Below are 17,188 nucleotides of genomic sequence, written 5' to 3'. Positions count from 1 at the left end.
TTTGAACGGCGGATGCGCATTATCTACGCTGCCTCACATGCGGCTGTTGCGCTCCACCGACCTGGCACTGCGCCTCCTCATGCGGCTCGCCGTCCTCGGGGAGGCCACGCCGACGACCCGCGAGGTCGCGGCGGACATGGAGGTGCCGTACACGCACGCCGCCAAGGTCGTCGCCGAGTTGCAGCACATGGGCCTGGTGGACGCCCGCCGGGGCCGCGGCGGCGGGCTCACGCTCAGCGAGAAGGGCCGTACCGCGTCGGTCGGCGCGGTCGTGCGCGCCTTCGAAGGGGACGGCGACGTCGTCGAGTGCGAGGGCGACAACCCCTGCCCGCTGCACTCCGGGTGCCGGCTGCGGGGCGCCCTGCGGCGGGCCCAGGAGGCCTTCTTCGCCTCGCTGGACCCGCTGACGGTGACCGACGTGACCGCGGACCCGACCGGGCCGCTGCTGTTGCAGATCGGCCGGATGCCCTGAGGCCGGCCCGGCTCAGCCGTCCTGCTCAGCTCTCCCGCGCCAGCCAGAGGTCCGGCCCGAACACCTCGTAGTGGATGTCGGCCGGTGCCACGCCCTTCTCGATCAGCTGCGTCCGCACCGCCCGCATGAAGGGCAGCGGACCGCACAGATACGCGCGCGTGCCCTTCGGTACGGCGATGTCGCTCAGGTCGACCAGGCCGGTGCGGTGGGAGGCATGGGTGTCGTAGGCGTCCGCCACGTGCCCGGACTCGTACCAGAAGTGGACCGATGCGCCCGGCAGCTTCCCGGCGTACGCCTCGTGGTCGGCGCGCAGGGCGTGCTCGACGGGGGAGCGGTCGCCGTGCACGACGACCACCCGGCCCTCGTGCCCGGCGTCCGCGAGCTGACCCAGCATGGCGACCATCGGGGTCACGCCGATGCCGGCGGAGGCGAGGAGCAGCGGGGCGTCGGTACCCGCGAGCACGAGGTCGCCGTACGGCTCCGACAGACGCAGCCGGTCGCCGACGTCCACGCGCGCGTGGAGGTGGTTCGAGACCTCGCCGTCGGGAGACGTGCCGCCGCGAGCCGTATCGCCCTGCACCCGCTTCACGCTGATCTGGCGCAGGGGTGAGCCGGGCGCGGCGGACAGGCTGTACTGGCGTACCTGGCGGGCCCCGTCCGGCAGCTCGACCTGGACGGAGACGTACTGCCCGGCCCGGAAGTCCGGCACCGGACCGCCGTCGACCGGGCGCAGCCGGAAGGTGGCCACGTCGGCGGTCTCCTCGACGCGCGCGACGACCTCCCACTCCCGCCACCCGCCCCCACCGCGCTCCTCGTACAGCCGCTTCTCGATCGCGGTCAGCGCGTTCGTCATCAGCCAGTAGACCTCGTCCCAGGCGGCCGCGACCTCGGGTGTGACGGCCTCGCCGAGTACGTCGGCGATGGCGGCGAAGAGGTGCTCGTGGACGAGGGCGTACTGCTCGGCGGTGACGCCCAGGGAGGCGTGCTTGTGGGCGATGCGGCCCAGCATGGCGTCGGGCCGCTCGTGGGGGTGGTCCACGAGGTACGTCGCGAACGCGGCGATCGACCCGGCCAGGGCCTGCCGCTGGGTGCCGGCGGCCTGGTTGCCGCGGTTGAAGAGGTCGCGCAGCAGCTCGGGGCGGGCGGCGAACAGCCCGGCGTAGAAATGCTCGGTGATCTCACCGATGGCCCCGCCGACGACGGGGAGGGTGGCGCGCACGGTGGCGGCGGACTGCTCGGACAGCATCGGGTCTCCTCGGGCTCGACCGGGCGGCGCGAGGGCGGCCGCCCGCCCTCATTAAAACTTGCATCCAAGATGCAAATTAAAGTGGGGTGGGTCCTGAGGGACCGGGCATTACGGATGTCGGTCCGAGCAGGCAAGATGGGCGGCAGAGCAGTTCACCGGGCACTATGGCGGGACACCCGCCGTTTGCCGGGCGTTCGACCCGAGGTCGCTTCGGCGATCAAGGTGCGCAACGCGCCTGAAATGGTGTTGTGGTGTGATGCTCAGGTGCCCGACCGCCTCCCGCTGTACCGGAGACAGGCGGCCTGACCAGCAAGGATGGGGAAGCGGAAGATGGACAAGCAGCAGGAGTTCGTGCTCCGGACGTTGGAGGAGCGCGACATCCGGTTCGTACGGCTGTGGTTCACGGACGTGCTGGGCTTCCTCAAGTCCGTGGCCGTGGCGCCCGCAGAGCTGGAGCAGGCCTTCGACGAGGGCATCGGCTTCGACGGCTCGGCGATCGAGGGCTTCGCCCGCGTATACGAATCCGACATGATCGCCAAGCCGGATCCGTCGACCTTCCAGGTCCTGCCCTGGCGCGCGGAGGCCCCCGGCACGGCCCGCATGTTCTGCGACATCCTCATGCCGGACGGCTCCCCGTCCTTCGCGGACCCGCGCTACGTCCTCAAGCGTGCCCTGGCCCGCACCTCCGACCTGGGCTTCACCTTCTACACGCACCCCGAGATCGAGTTCTTCCTGCTGAAGGACCGCCCCCTCGACGGCTCGCGCCCCACCCCTGCCGACAACTCCGGCTACTTCGACCACACCCCGCAGAACATCGGCATGGACTTCCGCCGCCAGGCGATCACCATGCTGGAGTCGATGGGCATCTCGGTCGAGTTCTCCCACCACGAGGGCGCGCCGGGTCAGCAGGAAATTGATCTCAGGTATGCGGACGCGCTGTCCACCGCGGACAACATCATGACGTTCCGCCTGGTCATGAAGCAGGTGGCGCTGGAGCAGGGTGTCCAGGCGACGTTCATGCCGAAGCCGTTCTCCGAGCACCCCGGCAGCGGCATGCACACGCACCTCTCCCTCTTCGAGGGCGACCGCAACGCGTTCTACGAGTCCGGCTCCGAGTACCAGCTCTCCAAGGTCGGCCGCTCCTTCATCGCGGGCCTGCTCCGCCACGCCGCGGAGATCTCCGCGGTCACCAACCAGTGGGTGAACTCCTACAAGCGCATCTGGGGCGGCTCGGAGCGCACCGCGGGCGCCGGCGGCGAGGCCCCCTCGTACATCTGCTGGGGCCACAACAACCGCTCGGCCCTGGTCCGCGTCCCGATGTACAAGCCCGGCAAGACGGGCTCGGCACGGGTCGAGGTCCGCTCCCTGGACTCCGGCGCGAACCCCTACCTGGCGTACGCCGTGCTGCTGGCCGCCGGCCTCAAGGGCATCGAGCAGGGCTACGAGCTCCCGCCCGGCGCCGAGGACGACGTCTGGGCCCTCTCCAACGCCGAGCGCCGCGCGATGGGCATCGAGCCCCTCCCGCAGAACCTCGGCGAGGCGCTGACCCTCATGGAGAACAGCGACCTGGTCGCCGAGACGCTGGGCGAACACGTCTTCGACTTCTTCCTGCGCAACAAGCGCCAGGAGTGGGAGGAGTACCGCTCCGAGGTCACCGCGTTCGAGCTGCGGAAGAACCTGCCGGTGCTGTAAGGCTTCGCCGTGGGGCGCGGGGTCGTCCCGGCGGGATACCCCCCCGCGCCCCGGTGCGGCGTTACCGCCCGTGCTGGTTCGCCAGTTCCGTCAGGAACTGGTGCAGCGGCTCCGTCGCCCTGCGCCGGTACTCCTGGATCGACCAGCCGTTGCCGTCCGGGTCCGTGAAGTACATGAACGTCGCGCCGTCGTCGGGGGAGTACTGGACCGGCTCCGACACCTCGAGGCCGCGCTCCACCAGTTCCGCGTGGGCCGCCTTGATGTCGGCGACGCAGAGCTGGAGGCCTTGGTAGGAGCCGGGGGCGGGCTTGGTCTCGCCCTTGGTCAGGTCCCAGATGCTGTCGCCGAGCGCGATCGAACAGCCCGAGCCCGGAGGCGTGAGCTGGACGATGCGCATGCCGGGCATCACTTCCTGGTCGATGTCGACATGGAAGCCGACCTTGTCCCGGTAGAAGTCGCGGGCCCGGTCGATGTCGCTCACGGGCAGCGGGATCACTTCGAGCGTGAAGTCCATCGCTAGTCCTCCAAGGAGAATCGCCAACGGGTCTGGCTGAACGGTTCACCCTTACCGAAGCCGAAAACCGTGCGGGGCGCCACCGAGTAGACGTATGCGTGTCCCGCACCGTGCCGGAAAGCGCCGTCGGCGACGTCGAAGTGCCAGAAGCTGCCGTACTTCTCCTCCCAGGCGGCGGCCAGTTCGCGCAGCCGGGCGTCGTCGGTGACCCGCACCGCCTCGCCCTCGACCACCAGGTCGTAGCCGCGGTCCCAGGTGTTCGTGCCCGTCGTCAGGACGAGGTTCGGGTTCTCCGCCAGGTTCCGCGCCTTGCGCTCCTCCGGTCCCGTGCAGAAGTGCAGCGCGCCCCGCGACCACACCGCCGGCAGCGGGGTCACGTGCGGGCGCCCGTCCGGCCGTACCGTCGAGATCCAGAACAGCTCGGCCTCGGCCAGCAGCTTCTCGGCCTCGGCCCAGGGGACCGCCGTCGCCGCCTCGTCGCTGTAGCGCGCGTCCAGCCGGGTCTGGGGTTGCTTGTCGGTCATCGGGCGCCCTCCGGACATGTCGCTCGAATGTCGCTCCACCATGTTGACCGCGCACGCCGTCCAAACTCATCGGCGCCACTCGCAGGTACTCCGGTTAGGCTCGACCGCGTACGACCTTGATCGGGCGCGCACGACCCCGATCGGACGGGAGGCCGAGCATGACGGCGCCGGGGCGCAGGAGCAGTACCTTCAGTCGGCTGCTGCGGCACGGATTCACGGACCCCTCGGCCGCCGAGCGGCTCCTGGACAGCGCCGAGGTCGCGCCGATCAGGAACGACCCGGTGCTGCTCGAGGCCCTGGGCGCCACCGCCGACCCGGACCTGGCCCTGCACGGTCTCGTCCGGCTGCTCGAAGCGCAGCCCGACCACGTCGCCCAGCAGGAACTGCTGGACACCGTGATAGCGGCCAAGCCCCTGCGCGACCGCCTGCTCGGCGTGCTCGGCGCCTCCGCCGCGCTCGCCGACCACCTCGCCCGGCACCCGAGCGACTGGCAGGCGCTGGTCATGTACGAGCCGCGGGATCTGCACCCCGAGGTGGAGGAGTTCGAGCGCGGGCTGGCGGAGGCCGACGACCCGGTGTCGCTGCGCGTCGCCTACCGGCGCTGTCTGCTGTCCATCGCCGCACGGGACGTATGCGGCACGACCGACGTGGCCCAGACGGCCGCCGAGCTCGCCGACCTCGCCACCGCGACCCTGCGCGCGGCGCTGGCCATCGCCCGCGCGGCCGCCCCGGAGGACGCCGCGCTGTGCCGGCTCGCGGTGATCGCGATGGGCAAGTGCGGGGGCCATGAGCTGAACTACGTCTCCGACGTGGATGTGATCTTCGTGGGCGAGGCCGCCGACGGTGCCGACGAAGGCAAGGCACTGCGGTCCGCCACCAAGCTCGCCTCGCACATGATGCGGATCTGCTCCGAGACCACGGTCGAGGGCTCCATCTGGCCCGTGGACGCCAACCTGCGCCCCGAGGGCAGAAACGGCCCCCTCGTGCGCACGCTCAGCAGCCACCTCGCCTACTACCAGCGCTGGGCCAAGACCTGGGAGTTCCAGGCGCTGCTCAAGGCCCACCCGGTGGCGGGCGACATCGAACTGGGCGAGGAGTACGTCGCCGCGCTGGAACCCCTGGTCTGGAAGGCCGCCGAGCGGGAGAACTTCGTCGCCGACGTGCAGAAGATGCGCCGCCGGGTCGTCGAGAACATCCCCGTGGCCGAGCTGGACCGCCAGCTCAAGCTCGGCCCCGGAGGTCTGCGCGACGTCGAATTCGCCGTACAGCTGCTGCAGTTGGTGCACGGCCGGGACGACGCCTCCCTGCGCAGCGGCACCACCCTGGACGCCCTGCGCGCGCTCGCCGCCGGCGGCTACGTCGGCCGCGCGGACGCCGCACAGCTCGACGCCGCGTACCGCTTCCTGCGCTCCATGGAGCACCGCATCCAGCTCTACCGGCTGCGCCGCACGCACCTGGTGCCCGAGGACGAGGCCGACCTGCGCCGCATCGGCCGCTCCCTCGGCCTGCGCGCCGACCCGGTCGCCGAGCTGAACCGCGAATGGAAACGGCACGCGAGCGCCGTACGGCGACTGCACGAGAAGCTCTTCTACCGTCCGCTGCTCGACGCGGTCGCCCAACTCGCCCCGGGCGAGGCACGGTTGAGCGCCGAGGCGGCGCAGGAACGGATGACCGCGCTCGGATACGCCGATCCCGCCTCCGCGTTGCGCCACCTGGAGGCCCTGGCCTCCGGCGTCACCCGCAAGGCCGCGATCCAACGCACCCTGCTGCCGGTCCTGTTGGGCTGGTTCGCGGACTCGGCGGACCCGGACGCGGGTCTGCTGAACTTCCGCAAGGTGTCCGACGCGCTCGGCAAGACGCCTTGGTATCTGCGGCTGTTGCGGGACGAGGGCGCCGCCGCCGAGAACCTTGCCCGCGTCCTGTCGGCGGGCCGCCTCGCCCCCGACCTGCTGATGCGGGCACCGGAGGCGGTGGCGCTGCTCGGCGACGGCGACGGCGGCACCGGTCATCTGGAGCCGCGCTCGCGCAGCCACCTGGAGCAGGAGATCCTCGCCGGGGTGGGCCGCGCCGAGGGTGCCGCACAGGGGGTGACGGCGGCGCGCGGCGTGCGGCGCCGCGAGCTGTTCCGTACGGCCGCCGCCGACATCGTCGACTCCTACGGCACCGAGACGAAGCCGGCCGAGGCCGATCAGGGCGCCCTCGTCGACCGTGTCGGCGCGGCGGTGTCGGACCTGACGGCGGCGACGCTCGCGGGCACGCTCCGGGCCGTCGTCCGCGAGGGCTGGGGCGACACTCTGCCCACCCGTTTCGCGATCATCGGCATGGGCCGCTTCGGTGGGCACGAACTGGGCTACGGCAGTGACGCGGACGTCCTGTTCGTGCACGAGCCGCGGGAAGGCGTGGAGGAGCAGGAGGCCGCGCAGGCCGCGAACCGGGTGGTCGCGGAGATGCGCCGGCTGCTCCAGATCCCCAGCTCGGATCCGCCCCTGCTGATCGACGCCGACCTGCGGCCGGAGGGCAAGTCGGGCCCGCTGGTGCGCACGCTGAACTCGTACGAGGCGTACTACCGCCGCTGGTCCCTGGTCTGGGAGTCGCAGGCGCTGCTGAGGGCCGAGGCGGTGGCCGGGGACGAGGATCTGGGGCGCCGCTTCATCGACCTGATCGACCCCCTGCGCTACCCCGCGGAGGGGCTCGGCGAGGACGCCGTGCGCGAGATCCGCCGGCTGAAGGCCCGCATGGAGTCCGAGCGCATGCCGCGCGGCGCCGACCCCAAGCTGCACACCAAGCTCGGTCCCGGCGGGCTCTCCGACGTCGAGTGGACCGTCCAGCTCCTCCAGCTCCAGCACGGCTGGGCCGAGCCGGGCCTGCGGACGACGCGCACGCGGGAGGCCCTCGCCGCGGCGTGTGCGGCCGGGCTCATCCCGGCCGAGGAGGCGGCGATCCTGGACGAGGCGTGGGTGCTGGCGACGCGGGTCCGCAACGCCGTGATGCTGGTGCGCGGGCGGGCCGGCGACACCTTCCCGTCGGACCCGCGCGAGCTGGCGGCGGTGGGGCGCTACCTGGGGTCCGAGCCCGGTCACGTCGGCGACATGCTCGACGCCTACCGGCGCACGGCGCGTCGGGCGCGGAGCGTGGTGGAGGAGCTGTTCTACGGGGCGTGATGCCTGCGGCGGCCGGTAGCGGTCCGGTGGGTGGGGTGCGCGTAGCGCCTACGGTTTTGTGGCGCGGCGCTGTGTGGTGATGGCCGCCGCTGCGGGCGGACACTCCCCGGCACGTCCCGTTTCCGCTGTACGCGTTTCCGCCGTACGCGTTTTCGCTGTACGCGGCTGTGGCACCAGTTTCGGCAGTGCGTGCGGCAGCGCTCCGTACCAGAGCCACGCCACCGTGTAGCCGAACGCCAGGCAGAGGATGCCGCCCACCGCGTCCAGCCAGAAGTGGTTGGCCGTCGCGACGATCACCACCAGGGTCGCCGCGGGATAGAGGAGGCCCAGGAGTCGCACCCAGGGGATCCTCGCCAGGGCGAAGATCGTCAGGCCGGACCAGACGGACCAGCCGATGTGCATCGACGGCATCGCGGCGTACTGGTTCGACATGTTCTTCAGGTCGCCCGAGGCCATCGAACCCCAGGTGTCGTGGACCGTCACGGTGTCGATGAAGCCGCCGTTGGTCATCAGCCGTGGGGGAGCGAGCGGATACAGGTAGTAACCGACCAGGGCCACACCCGTGGTGGCGAAGAGGACCAGGCGGGTCGCCGCATAGCGGCCGGGGTGGCTGCGGTACAGCCAGACCAGGACGGCCAGGGTGACGATGAAGTGCAGCGTCGCGTAGTAGTAGTTCATGCCGACGATGAGCCAAGTCACCGAGTTCACGGCGTGATTGACCGACTCCTCGACGGCGATGCCGAGGTGGTGCTCCAGCTTCCAGAGCCAGTCGGCGTTGCTGAGCGCCTCGGCCTTCTGCTCCGGTACCGCGTTGCGGATCAGTGAGTACGTCCAGTAACTCACCGCGATCAGCAGGACCTCGAACCAGAGGCGGGGGCGGCGGGGGGTGCGCACTCGGCGCAGGGGGCCCCGCCCCGTTTCGTCCGCGTCGTCCGCGACGGGGTGCGGAACGGCCGCTTCCCGGCCTTCCAGTGTCGTCACGGTGGTGTCACCCATGGGCACAGAGTCTGCCAGAAAAGACTTCCCCGACCGATCATCCTCCGGTTGGGTTCAGGATGCACGTTCTACGGCGGGCGGACCGCGCCGGTCTCCTACCGATGCAGGGCGGGATGCGGGGATTCTCCGCCCTACGGACGACTTAGTGATGGTTTCTGTTCCCTGGGGCCGAAGCCGTCGAACCGCGCACCACCAGCTCCGGCATGAACACGAACTCGCTGTGGGGCGCCGGAGTCCCGCCGATCTCTTCGAGGAGCGTGCGCACCGCGGCCTGGCCCATCGCCGGGACCGGCTTGCGGACCGTGGTCAGGGGCGGGTCGGTGAAGGCGATCAGCGGGGAGTCGTCGAAGCCGACGACCGAGATGTCCTTCGGGACCTCCAGGCCGCGTTGCCGGGCCGCCCGTATCGCGCCGAGCGCCATCATGTCGCTGGCGCAGACGACCGCGGTGCAGTCGCGGTCGATGAGAGCGGTGGCGGCGGCCTGGCCACCCTCCAGGGTGTACAGGGAGTGCTGGATCAGTTCGGTCTCTATGACGTCCGCCGGCAGGTTGAGCTGCTCGTGCATCGTGCGGACGAAGCCCTCGATCTTGCGCTGGACCGGAACGAAGCGCTTGGGGCCGAGCGCGAGGCCGATGCGGGTGTGGCCCAGGGAGACCAGGTGCGTGACCGACAGGTTCATCGCGGCGCGGTCGTCGGGGGAGATGAAGGGCGCCTGGACCTTGGGGGAGAAGCCGTCGACCAGGACGAAGGGAACGCCCTGGGCGCGCAGACGCTCGTAGCGCTGCATGTCGGCGGTGGTGTCCGCGTGCAGCCCGGAGACGTAGATGATGCCGGCCACCCCGCGGTCGACGAGCATCTCCGTCAGCTCGTCCTCGGTCGAGCCGCCCGGCGTCTGCGTGGCCAGCACGGGGGTGTAGCCCTGCCTGGTCAGTGCCTGGCCGATGACCTGCGCCAGCGCCGGGAATATCGGGTTCTCCAGCTCCGGGGTGATCAGGCCCACCAGGCCCTCGCTGCGTTGCCGCAACCGCACCGGGCGCTCATAGCCGAGCACATCGAGTGCGGCCAGCACGGACTGGCGGGTGGTGGCGGCGACGCCCGGCTTGCCGTTGAGAACGCGGCTGACGGTCGCTTCGCTCACCCCCGCCTGAGCAGCGATGTCGGCAAGCCGTGTGGTCACGGAACTGGACTGTACCGGTCGCCTGTCGCCTTGCACACCAATCGGACGCCTTGGGCGACCTGTTGATCGGCCCGGTCCGGGTTGCTGCGTCATCGCGCTCCCTCGTGAAAGTGATGGCAAGAGCTTGCAGAGTCTTGCACAACCGGCCCCGCCCGTGCTCCACCCGCGTAAATAAGCGTCTCACCCCGGTCGCCAAGAGGTCACACGCGGATAACTTCGGAGACGTCTTGCACTTTTTTTCTGCAAGGTCTTTCGTAAGTCTTTCAGCGCTGTTACGTTCACGTCGCCCGGCGGCCGCAACGGCGCAGTCGGCAAGACAGCGAGGACAGGCAGACGGGGCCGTCCTCGCACCACACGGGCTTTCACCCTCAAGGAGATCTCATGCGGCGTGGCATAGCGGCCACCGCGCTGGTGGCGTCCCTCGCCCTCGCGGCGACGGCCTGCGGCGGCGGGGACGACAGCGGTAGCGACTCGAGCGGGCCGGTCACCATCACCTGGTGGGACACCTCCAACGCCACCAACGAAGCGCCGACGTACCAGGCCCTGGTCAAGGAGTTCGAGGCCGCCAACAAGGACATCAAGGTCAAGTACGTCAACGTCCCCTTCGACCAGGCGCAGAACAAGTTCGACACCGCCGCCGGCTCCAAGGGCGCCCCGGACGTGCTGCGCTCCGAGGTCGGCTGGACCCCCGCCTTCGCCAAGAAGGGCTTCTTCGCGCCGCTGGACGGCACCGAGGCCCTCGCCGACCAGGCCAAGTTCAAGTCCAACCTCGTCGAGCAGGCCAAGTACGAGGGCAAGACGTACGGCGTCCCGTTCACCACGGACACCCTCGCCTTCGTCTACAACAAGGACCTGTTCAAGAAGGCCGGCGTCGAGGCCCCCAAGACCTGGGACGACCTGAAGAAGGCCGCCGCCACGATCAAGGACAAGACCGGCGTCGACGGCTACTGGGGCTCCACCCAGGCCTACTACGCCCAGACGTTCCTCTACGGCGAGGGCACCGACACCGTCGACGCCGACGCCAAGAAGATCACCGTCAGCTCGGCCGCCGCCAAGAAGGGCTACGGCACCTGGCTGAGCCTCTTCGACGGCAAGGGCCTGCACAAGGCCGACACCACCGCCGACGCCTACGCCCACATCCAGGAGGCGTTCGTCAACGGCAAGGTCGCCGCGATCATGCAGGGCCCCTGGGAGATCACCAACTTCTACAAGGGCTCGGCGTTCAAGGACAAGGCCAACCTCGGCATCGCCACCGTCCCGGCCGGCTCCTCCGGCAAGGCGGGCGCCCCGACCGGCGGCCACAACCTCTCCGTGTACGCCGGCTCCGACGAGGCGCACCAGAAGGCCGCGCTGAAGTTCGTGAACTTCATGACCTCGGCGAAGGCCCAGGAGACCATCGCGCTGAAGAACAACACGCTGCCGACCCGCGACGACGCCTACACCGCCGAGGTCAAGGCCGACCCGGGCATCGCCGGCTACCAGACCGTGCTGTCCGCCGCCCAGCCGCGCCCGGCCCTGCCCGAGTACAGCTCCCTGTGGGGCCCGCTGGACACCGAGCTGCTGAAGGTCGCCGGGGGCAAGGAGTCCCTGGACAAGGGCCTGAGCAACGCCGAAGTCGCCATCGCCAAGCTGGTCCCGGACTTCAGCAAGTGAACCCGAGTGGCCGCCGGAACTCCCTGATCATGGGGGGAGAGTTCCGGCGGCCACCGGCCTGTGCGCCGTACACCATCGAGCCGTACACCCCTTGACCTGCCGAATTTCGAGAAGGTTGTCGAACCATGACAGTCGCCATCGACCGCGCGACCGGCAAGCGCCGCGGTGACCGCGCGCCGCGCCCCGGGCTGGGCCAGCGCCTCAAGCACGGCTACCAGAAGCACTGGTACGCCTACGCGATGATCGCCCCGGTGGTGATCGTCCTCGGCGTTCTCGTGATCTACCCCCTGGTGTACGGCTTCTACCTCACCCTCACCGACGCCAACAGCCTCAACAGCGCCCGCACGATCGGCGTCAACGAGATCGAGGCCACGTACAAGTTCATCGGCCTCGACAACTACGCCGACATCCTGTGGGGCGAGACGGCCTACGACCGCTTCTGGTCGCACTTCATCTGGACGATCTTCTGGACGGCGGCCTGCGTCACGCTCCACTACACGATCGGCCTCGGCCTCGCCCTGCTGCTCAACCAGAAGCTGCGCGGCCGCACCCTGTACCGGCTGATCCTGATCCTGCCGTGGGCCGTGCCGACCTTCGTCACCGTCTTCGGCTGGCGGTTCATGCTCGCCGACGGCGGCATCATCAACTCGTTCCTGGAGACGCTCCACCTGCCGACGCCACTGTGGCTGGAGGACACCTTCTGGCAGCGGTTCGCCGCGATCATGGTGAACACCTGGTGCGGTGTGCCGTTCATGATGCTCTCGCTGCTCGGCGGGCTGCAGTCCATCGACTCCTCGCTGTACGAGGCCTCGGAGATGGACGGCGCCAGCAAGTGGCAGCAGTTCCGGTACGTCACCCTGCCGGGCCTCAGGTCCGTCAGCTCCACCGTCGTACTCCTCGGCATCATCTGGACCTTCAACCAGTTCGCCATCATCTTCCTGCTGTTCGGCGACACCGCCCCGGACGCCCAGATCCTTGTCACCTGGGCCTACTACCTCGGCTTCGGACAGCAGCCGCGCGACTTCGCGCAGTCGGCCGCCTACGGCATCCTGCTGCTGGCCATCCTGATCGTCTTCACCTCCTTCTACCGCCGCTGGCTGAACCGCAACGACCAGCAGCTCGCGATCTGAGGCAGGAGTCCAGTCCCCATGAGTACGACCACTGTTGAGGCCCCGGTGACCAAGCAGGACTCCACGAGCACCGCACCGAAGAAGACGCGTCGGCGCGGCGAGAACAGCCGCGCCACGTCCCTCGTCTCCCACGGCATCCTGATCGTCGCGAGCCTGATCGCGCTCTTCCCGGTGGCCTGGCTGGTCTTCCTGTCCCTCGGCCCGGACAAGGACGACTACCTCCACCCGGGTGGCATCTGGAGCAAGATGTCGCTCTCCAACTACTCCTTCGTCCTGAAGGAGACAAAGTTCTTCGACTGGCTGCTGACCACGGCCGTCGTCACCCTCGGCACCACGCTCATCGGCGTGATCATCGCCGCCACCACCGGCTACGCGGTCTCGCGGATGCGCTTCCCCGGCTACAAGAAGTTCATGTGGGTCCTCCTGGTGACCCAGATGTTCCCGGTGGCCGTCCTCATGGTGCCGATGTACCAGATCCTGTCGGACCTGCAGCTCATCGACACCTACCCCGGTCTAATCCTCGTCTACTGCTCCACCGTCGTCCCGTACTGCGCGTGGCTGATGAAGGGCTACTTCGACACGATCCCGTTCGAGATCGACGAGGCGGGGCGCGTCGACGGGCTGTCTCCCTTCGGCACGTTCGCGCGGCTGATCCTGCCGCTCGCCAAGCCGGGCCTGGCGGTCGCCGCGTTCTACAGCTTCCTCACGGCCTTCGGCGAGGTCGCGTTCGCGTCGACGTTCATGCTGTCCGACACGAAGTACACCTTCGCCGTCGGTCTGCAGACCTTCGTCAGTGAGCACGACGCGCAGCGCAACCTCATGGCCGCCACCGCGGTGCTGATCGCCATACCGATCTCCGCGTTCTTCTACTTCGTGCAGAAGAACCTGGTGACCGGGCTCACCGCGGGCGGAACGAAGGGCTGAGCCCAGGGCTCACCACGACTCCCGCGCGCCTCGTCGCGCGGGTGGCGGCCGCGGTGCCCATCCGACCCCGCTGTCACCGCGGCCGCCTCACATCCGTGCGCCGAAGAATCCCGAGGGTTCCGTAAACCGCCGAAAACCTGCAAGCCGCACCATTCATCCATGACTCGAACTCCGTTACGTACCAAGGACGCCATGAGCCAGCACTCCGCAGCCCCGGCCCCGACCCCCACTTCCGCAGCGGCCGTCGCCACCGTCGCCAAGCGACGTGACTGGTGGCGGGACGCGGTGATCTACCAGGTCTATCCGCGCAGCTTCGCCGACAGCAACGGCGACGGCATGGGCGACCTGGAAGGCGTACGCTCACGCCTGCCGTACCTGCGCGACCTCGGTGTGGACGCCGTGTGGCTCAGCCCCTTCTACGCCTCCCCGCAGGCCGACGCCGGCTACGACGTCGCCGACTACCGGGCCGTCGACCCCATGTTCGGCAACCTGCTCGACGCGGACGCGCTGATCCGCGACGCCCACGAGCTGGGGCTGCGCATCATCGTCGACCTGGTGCCCAACCACTCCTCCGACCAGCACGAATGGTTCAAGCGGGCGGTCGCGGACGGCCCCGGCTCCCCGCTGCGCGACCGCTACCACTTCCGCCCCGGCAAGGGCGCGGACGGCGAACTCCCGCCCAACGACTGGGAGTCGATCTTCGGCGGCCCGGCGTGGACGCGGGTCACCGAGCCCGACGGCACCCCCGGCGAGTGGTACCTGCACCTCTTCGCCCCCGAGCAGCCCGACTTCAACTGGGAGCACCCGGCCGTCGGCGACGAGTTCCGCTCCATCCTGCGCTTCTGGCTCGACATGGGCGTCGACGGCTTCCGTATCGACGTCGCTCACGGCCTGGTGAAGGCGGAAGGGCTGCCGGACCTCGGATCCCACGAACAGCTCAAGCTGCTGGGCAACGATGTCATGCCGTTCTTCGACCAGGACGGCGTGCACGCGATCTACCGCCAGTGGCGCACGATCCTCGACGAGTACGCCGGGGAGCGGATCTTCGTCGCGGAGGCCTGGACGCCGACCGTCGAGCGCACCGCGAACTACGTCCGCCCGGACGAGCTCCACCAGGCCTTCAACTTCCAGTACCTGTCGACCGAGTGGGACGCCAAGGAGCTCCGCGAGGTCGTCGACCGCACCCTGGACGCGATGCGCCCGGTGGGTGCCCCGGCGACGTGGGTCCTGTCCAACCACGACGTCACCCGCCACGCCACCCGCTTCGCCAACCCGCCCGGCCTCGGCACCCAGATCCGCGTGGCCGGCGACCGTGCACTGGGCCTGCGTCGCGCCCGCGCCGCCACCCTGCTCATGCTCGCGCTGCCGGGTTCGGCGTACATCTACCAGGGCGAGGAACTGGGCCTCCCGGACGTCGTCGACCTCCCCGACGAGGTCCGCCAGGACCCGGCCTACTTCCGCGGCGAGGGCCAGGACGGCTTCCGCGACGGCTGCCGCGTCCCGATCCCGTGGACGCGCGAGGGCTCGTCGTACGGCTTCGGCGCCGGCGGCAGCTGGCTGCCGCAGCCGGAGGGCTGGGGCGAGCTGAGCGTCGAGGCGCAGACCGGCGACCCCGACTCCACGCTGGAGCTGTACCGCTCCGCGCTCGCCGTCCGCCGCGAGCAGCCCGACCTCGGCGCGGGTGAGTCGGTGGAGTGGCTGCGCGCACCCGAGGGCGTCCTGGCCTTCCGCCGTGGCGAGTTCGTCTGCGCCGCGAACACCACCGGCGAGTCCGTGACGCTCCCGTCCCACGGCCGGGTGCTGCTCACCAGCGGCGAGATCACCGAGGCGGACGGCGAGACGAAGGTCCCGTCGGACACGACGGTGTGGTGGACGACGGCCTGACGACTCCGCCGGAGGACAACACCGAGGGCCCTGCCGATCGATCGATCGGCAGGGCCCTCCGAACGAAGGCTCTACGCAGGTCTGGGATCCAACTACCCGTGAGGGTGGTGCAGTTGCGAAAGCACGTCAAGGCAACCGGTGAAAGTTCTTTCTGTGAATTTCCAACCTCTTGCTGTAAAGCTTTCGCTAGCGGTACGTTCTCGCCGACGCCCGGCAACGACGCCGTGCCGCGGCGCAGGGGGGAACCGAACTGAGCCGCACTCGCAAGGAGTTCAGCCTGTGATATCGAAAAGATCGGCTCCCGCGGTTGGCCTGACCGCGCTCGCCGCAACCGGAGCCGCGGTCGCGGCCCTCCTGGTCCCCAGCGGCACCGCATCCGCCTCCCCGCCCGGCACCAAGGACGTCACCGCGGTGATGTTCGAGTGGAACCTCGCCTCGGTCGCCAAGGAGTGCACCAACACCCTCGGCCCCGCCGGCTACGGCTACGTCCAGGTCTCCCCGCCCCAGGAGCACATCCAGGGCTCGCAGTGGTGGACCTCGTACCAGCCGGTCAGCTACAAGATCGCCGGCCGCCTCGGTGACGCCACCGCCTTCCAGAACATGGTGAACACCTGCCACAACGCGGGTGTGAAGGTCGTCGTCGACACCGTCATCAACCACATGTCCGCGGGCAGCGGCACCGGCACCGGCGGCTCGTCGTACACGAAGTACAACTACCCAGGCCTGTACTCCTCGGCCGACATGAACGACTGCACGGCCGCGATCAGCGACTACACCAACCGCACCAACGTCCAGAACTGCGAACTCGTCGGCCTCGCCGATCTGGACACCGGCGAGGAGTACGTCCGCGCCACCATCGCCGGGTACATGAACACCCTGCTCGGCTACGGCGTCGACGGCTTCCGCATCGACGCGGCCAAGCACATCCCGGCGGCCGACCTCGCCAACATCAAGTCGCGCCTGACCAACCCGTCGGCGTACTGGAAGCAGGAGGTCATCTACGGCAGCGGAGAGGCCGTCCAGCCCACCGAGTACACGGGCAACGGCGACGTGCAGGAGTTCCGCTATGCCTATGACCTCAAGCGCGTTTTTAACAACGAGAACCTCGCCTATCTGAAGAACTACGGCGAGGGCTGGGGCTACATGAGCGGCGGCGTCTCCGGTGTCTTCGTCGACAACCACGACACCGAGCGCAACGGCTCCACGCTCAACTACAAGGACGGTGCCAACTACACGCTGGCCAACGTCTTCATGCTGGCCTACCCGTACGGCGCTCCGGACATCAACTCCGGCTACGAGTGGTCCGACACGGACGCCGGCCCGCCCAACGGCGGCTCGGTGACGGCCTGCTGGCAGGACGGCTGGAAGTGCCAGCACGCCTGGCCGGAGATCATCCGCATGGTCGCCTTCCGCAACGCCACCCGCGGTGAGTCGGTCACGAACTGGTGGGACAACGGCGGTGACGCCATCGCGTTCGGGCGGGGCAGCAAGGGCTACGTGGCGATCAACCACGAGTCGAGCAGCCTGACCCGCACGTACCAGACGTCCCTCGCGGCGGGCACGTACTGCAACGTGCAGAACAACACGACGGTGACCGTGAACTCCAGCGGTCAGTTCACCGCCACCCTCGGCTCCAACACCGCCCTCGCGATCTACGCCGGCATGTCCAGCTGCTGAGCTCCCACTCTCTCTTCGGCCACCCGTGTCGCGGCTTCACACGCCGGCGCACGGGTGGCCGATCGAGTATCAGGGCCTGGACCCGACCGCCTCCGGCCCCTACAACACCCTGCCCTGGCGGCTCGGACTGCTGACACA

Annotated in this window: 13 protein-coding genes; 8 read left to right on the top strand and 5 right to left on the bottom strand. The window is 69.4% G+C overall.

Annotation, left to right across the window (positions count from 1 at the left end):
- Window positions 1–37 precede the first annotated feature (37 nt).
- Window positions 38–472: an Rrf2 family transcriptional regulator gene (locus tag EHO50_RS42325; protein ID WP_128437207.1), complete on the top strand. Its 435-nt coding sequence runs from the start codon at window positions 38–40 to the stop codon at window positions 470–472.
- 25 nt (window positions 473–497) lie between these two features.
- On the opposite strand, the gene EHO50_RS42320 is transcribed toward EHO50_RS42325, so the two are convergent.
- On the bottom strand, window positions 498–1,718 hold the full coding sequence (locus EHO50_RS42320) for a globin domain-containing protein (RefSeq protein ID WP_128437206.1): 1,221 nt from the start codon (window positions 1,716–1,718) through the stop codon (window positions 498–500).
- 330 nt (window positions 1,719–2,048) lie between these two features.
- Between EHO50_RS42320 and glnA the strand changes: the two genes are divergently transcribed.
- Window positions 2,049–3,410: a type I glutamate--ammonia ligase gene (glnA, locus tag EHO50_RS42315; protein ID WP_128437205.1), complete on the top strand. Its 1,362-nt coding sequence runs from the start codon at window positions 2,049–2,051 to the stop codon at window positions 3,408–3,410.
- 61 nt (window positions 3,411–3,471) lie between these two features.
- Here glnA and EHO50_RS42310 read toward each other — a convergent pair whose 3' ends face one another.
- Together EHO50_RS42310 and EHO50_RS42305 are read right to left on the bottom strand one after the other, a co-directional pair.
- A complete protein-coding gene (locus EHO50_RS42310) occupies window positions 3,472–3,924 on the bottom strand; it encodes a VOC family protein (RefSeq protein ID WP_128437204.1) in 453 nt (150 codons plus the stop codon).
- A gap of 2 nt (window positions 3,925–3,926) precedes the next feature.
- Window positions 3,927–4,448: a pyridoxamine 5'-phosphate oxidase family protein gene (locus EHO50_RS42305; RefSeq protein WP_128437203.1), complete on the bottom strand. Its 522-nt coding sequence runs from the start codon at window positions 4,446–4,448 to the stop codon at window positions 3,927–3,929.
- A gap of 158 nt (window positions 4,449–4,606) precedes the next feature.
- Here EHO50_RS42305 and EHO50_RS42300 point away from each other — a divergent pair, with 158 nt between their 5' ends.
- Window positions 4,607–7,609, top strand: a complete 3,003-nt coding sequence (locus EHO50_RS42300; protein WP_128437202.1) for a bifunctional [glutamine synthetase] adenylyltransferase/[glutamine synthetase]-adenylyl-L-tyrosine phosphorylase — start codon at window positions 4,607–4,609, stop codon at window positions 7,607–7,609.
- 48 nt (window positions 7,610–7,657) lie between these two features.
- Here EHO50_RS42300 and EHO50_RS42295 read toward each other — a convergent pair whose 3' ends face one another.
- Together EHO50_RS42295 and EHO50_RS42290 are read right to left on the bottom strand one after the other, a co-directional pair.
- Window positions 7,658–8,605: a phosphatase PAP2 family protein gene (locus EHO50_RS42295; protein WP_128437201.1), complete on the bottom strand. Its 948-nt coding sequence runs from the start codon at window positions 8,603–8,605 to the stop codon at window positions 7,658–7,660.
- 142 nt (window positions 8,606–8,747) lie between these two features.
- Window positions 8,748–9,782, bottom strand: coding sequence for a LacI family DNA-binding transcriptional regulator (locus EHO50_RS42290; RefSeq protein ID WP_281288323.1), 1,035 nt, complete (start codon window positions 9,780–9,782; stop codon window positions 8,748–8,750).
- Between the two features lie 381 nt (window positions 9,783–10,163).
- Between EHO50_RS42290 and EHO50_RS42285 the strand changes: the two genes are divergently transcribed.
- The 5 genes from EHO50_RS42285 to EHO50_RS42265 all read left to right on the top strand — a co-directional run bounded on the left by EHO50_RS42285 (window position 10,164) and on the right by EHO50_RS42265 (window position 17,050).
- On the top strand, window positions 10,164–11,435 hold the full coding sequence (locus tag EHO50_RS42285; protein ID WP_128437199.1) for an extracellular solute-binding protein: 1,272 nt from the start codon (window positions 10,164–10,166) through the stop codon (window positions 11,433–11,435).
- Between the two features lie 125 nt (window positions 11,436–11,560).
- The gene (locus EHO50_RS42280; protein ID WP_128437198.1) at window positions 11,561–12,565 is read left to right on the top strand and encodes a carbohydrate ABC transporter permease; all 1,005 of its coding nucleotides are present in this window, start codon (window positions 11,561–11,563) and stop codon (window positions 12,563–12,565) included.
- Window positions 12,566–12,583: 18 nt separating this feature from the next.
- Window positions 12,584–13,489 carry a sugar ABC transporter permease gene (locus EHO50_RS42275; RefSeq protein ID WP_128437197.1) on the top strand — a complete coding sequence of 302 codons (906 nt, stop codon included), beginning with the start codon at window positions 12,584–12,586 and terminating at the stop codon, window positions 13,487–13,489.
- A 192-nt stretch (window positions 13,490–13,681) separates the two neighbouring features.
- Window positions 13,682–15,373 (top strand): glycoside hydrolase family 13 protein, encoded by a 1,692-nt coding sequence (locus EHO50_RS42270; protein ID WP_128437196.1) that lies wholly within the window; start codon window positions 13,682–13,684, stop codon window positions 15,371–15,373.
- Window positions 15,374–15,655: 282 nt separating this feature from the next.
- Window positions 15,656–17,050, top strand: a complete 1,395-nt coding sequence (locus tag EHO50_RS42265) for an alpha-amylase (RefSeq protein WP_425472374.1) — start codon at window positions 15,656–15,658, stop codon at window positions 17,048–17,050.
- The last annotated feature ends 138 nt before the right edge of the window (window positions 17,051–17,188 follow it).

Source organism: Streptomyces cyaneus (assembly GCF_004028635.1).
GTDB classification, from domain to species: Bacteria; Actinomycetota; Actinomycetes; order Streptomycetales; family Streptomycetaceae; genus Streptomyces; species Streptomyces cyaneus.
The sequence above is the reverse complement of the archived record's forward strand: the minus strand, read 5'-3'. Positions and strand labels throughout refer to the sequence as shown.

Excerpts from the sequence above, each read along its gene's own strand:
- EHO50_RS42295 (WP_128437201.1), bottom strand. The coding sequence starts at position 8,605 with ATGGGTGACACCACCGTGACGACACTGGAAGGCCGGGAAGCGGCCGTT.
- EHO50_RS42310 (WP_128437204.1), bottom strand. The coding sequence starts at position 3,924 with ATGGACTTCACGCTCGAAGTGATCCCGCTGCCCGTGAGCGACATCGAC.
- EHO50_RS42275 (WP_128437197.1), top strand. The coding sequence starts at position 12,584 with ATGAGTACGACCACTGTTGAGGCCCCGGTGACCAAGCAGGACTCCACG.
- EHO50_RS42325 (WP_128437207.1), top strand. The coding sequence starts at position 38 with ATGCGGCTGTTGCGCTCCACCGACCTGGCACTGCGCCTCCTCATGCGG.
- EHO50_RS42285 (WP_128437199.1), top strand. The coding sequence starts at position 10,164 with ATGCGGCGTGGCATAGCGGCCACCGCGCTGGTGGCGTCCCTCGCCCTC.
- EHO50_RS42270 (WP_128437196.1), top strand. The coding sequence starts at position 13,682 with ATGAGCCAGCACTCCGCAGCCCCGGCCCCGACCCCCACTTCCGCAGCG.
- EHO50_RS42280 (WP_128437198.1), top strand. The coding sequence starts at position 11,561 with ATGACAGTCGCCATCGACCGCGCGACCGGCAAGCGCCGCGGTGACCGC.
- EHO50_RS42320 (WP_128437206.1), bottom strand. The coding sequence starts at position 1,718 with ATGCTGTCCGAGCAGTCCGCCGCCACCGTGCGCGCCACCCTCCCCGTC.
- EHO50_RS42300 (WP_128437202.1), top strand. The coding sequence starts at position 4,607 with ATGACGGCGCCGGGGCGCAGGAGCAGTACCTTCAGTCGGCTGCTGCGG.
- EHO50_RS42305 (WP_128437203.1), bottom strand. The coding sequence starts at position 4,448 with ATGACCGACAAGCAACCCCAGACCCGGCTGGACGCGCGCTACAGCGAC.
- glnA (WP_128437205.1), top strand. The coding sequence starts at position 2,049 with ATGGACAAGCAGCAGGAGTTCGTGCTCCGGACGTTGGAGGAGCGCGAC.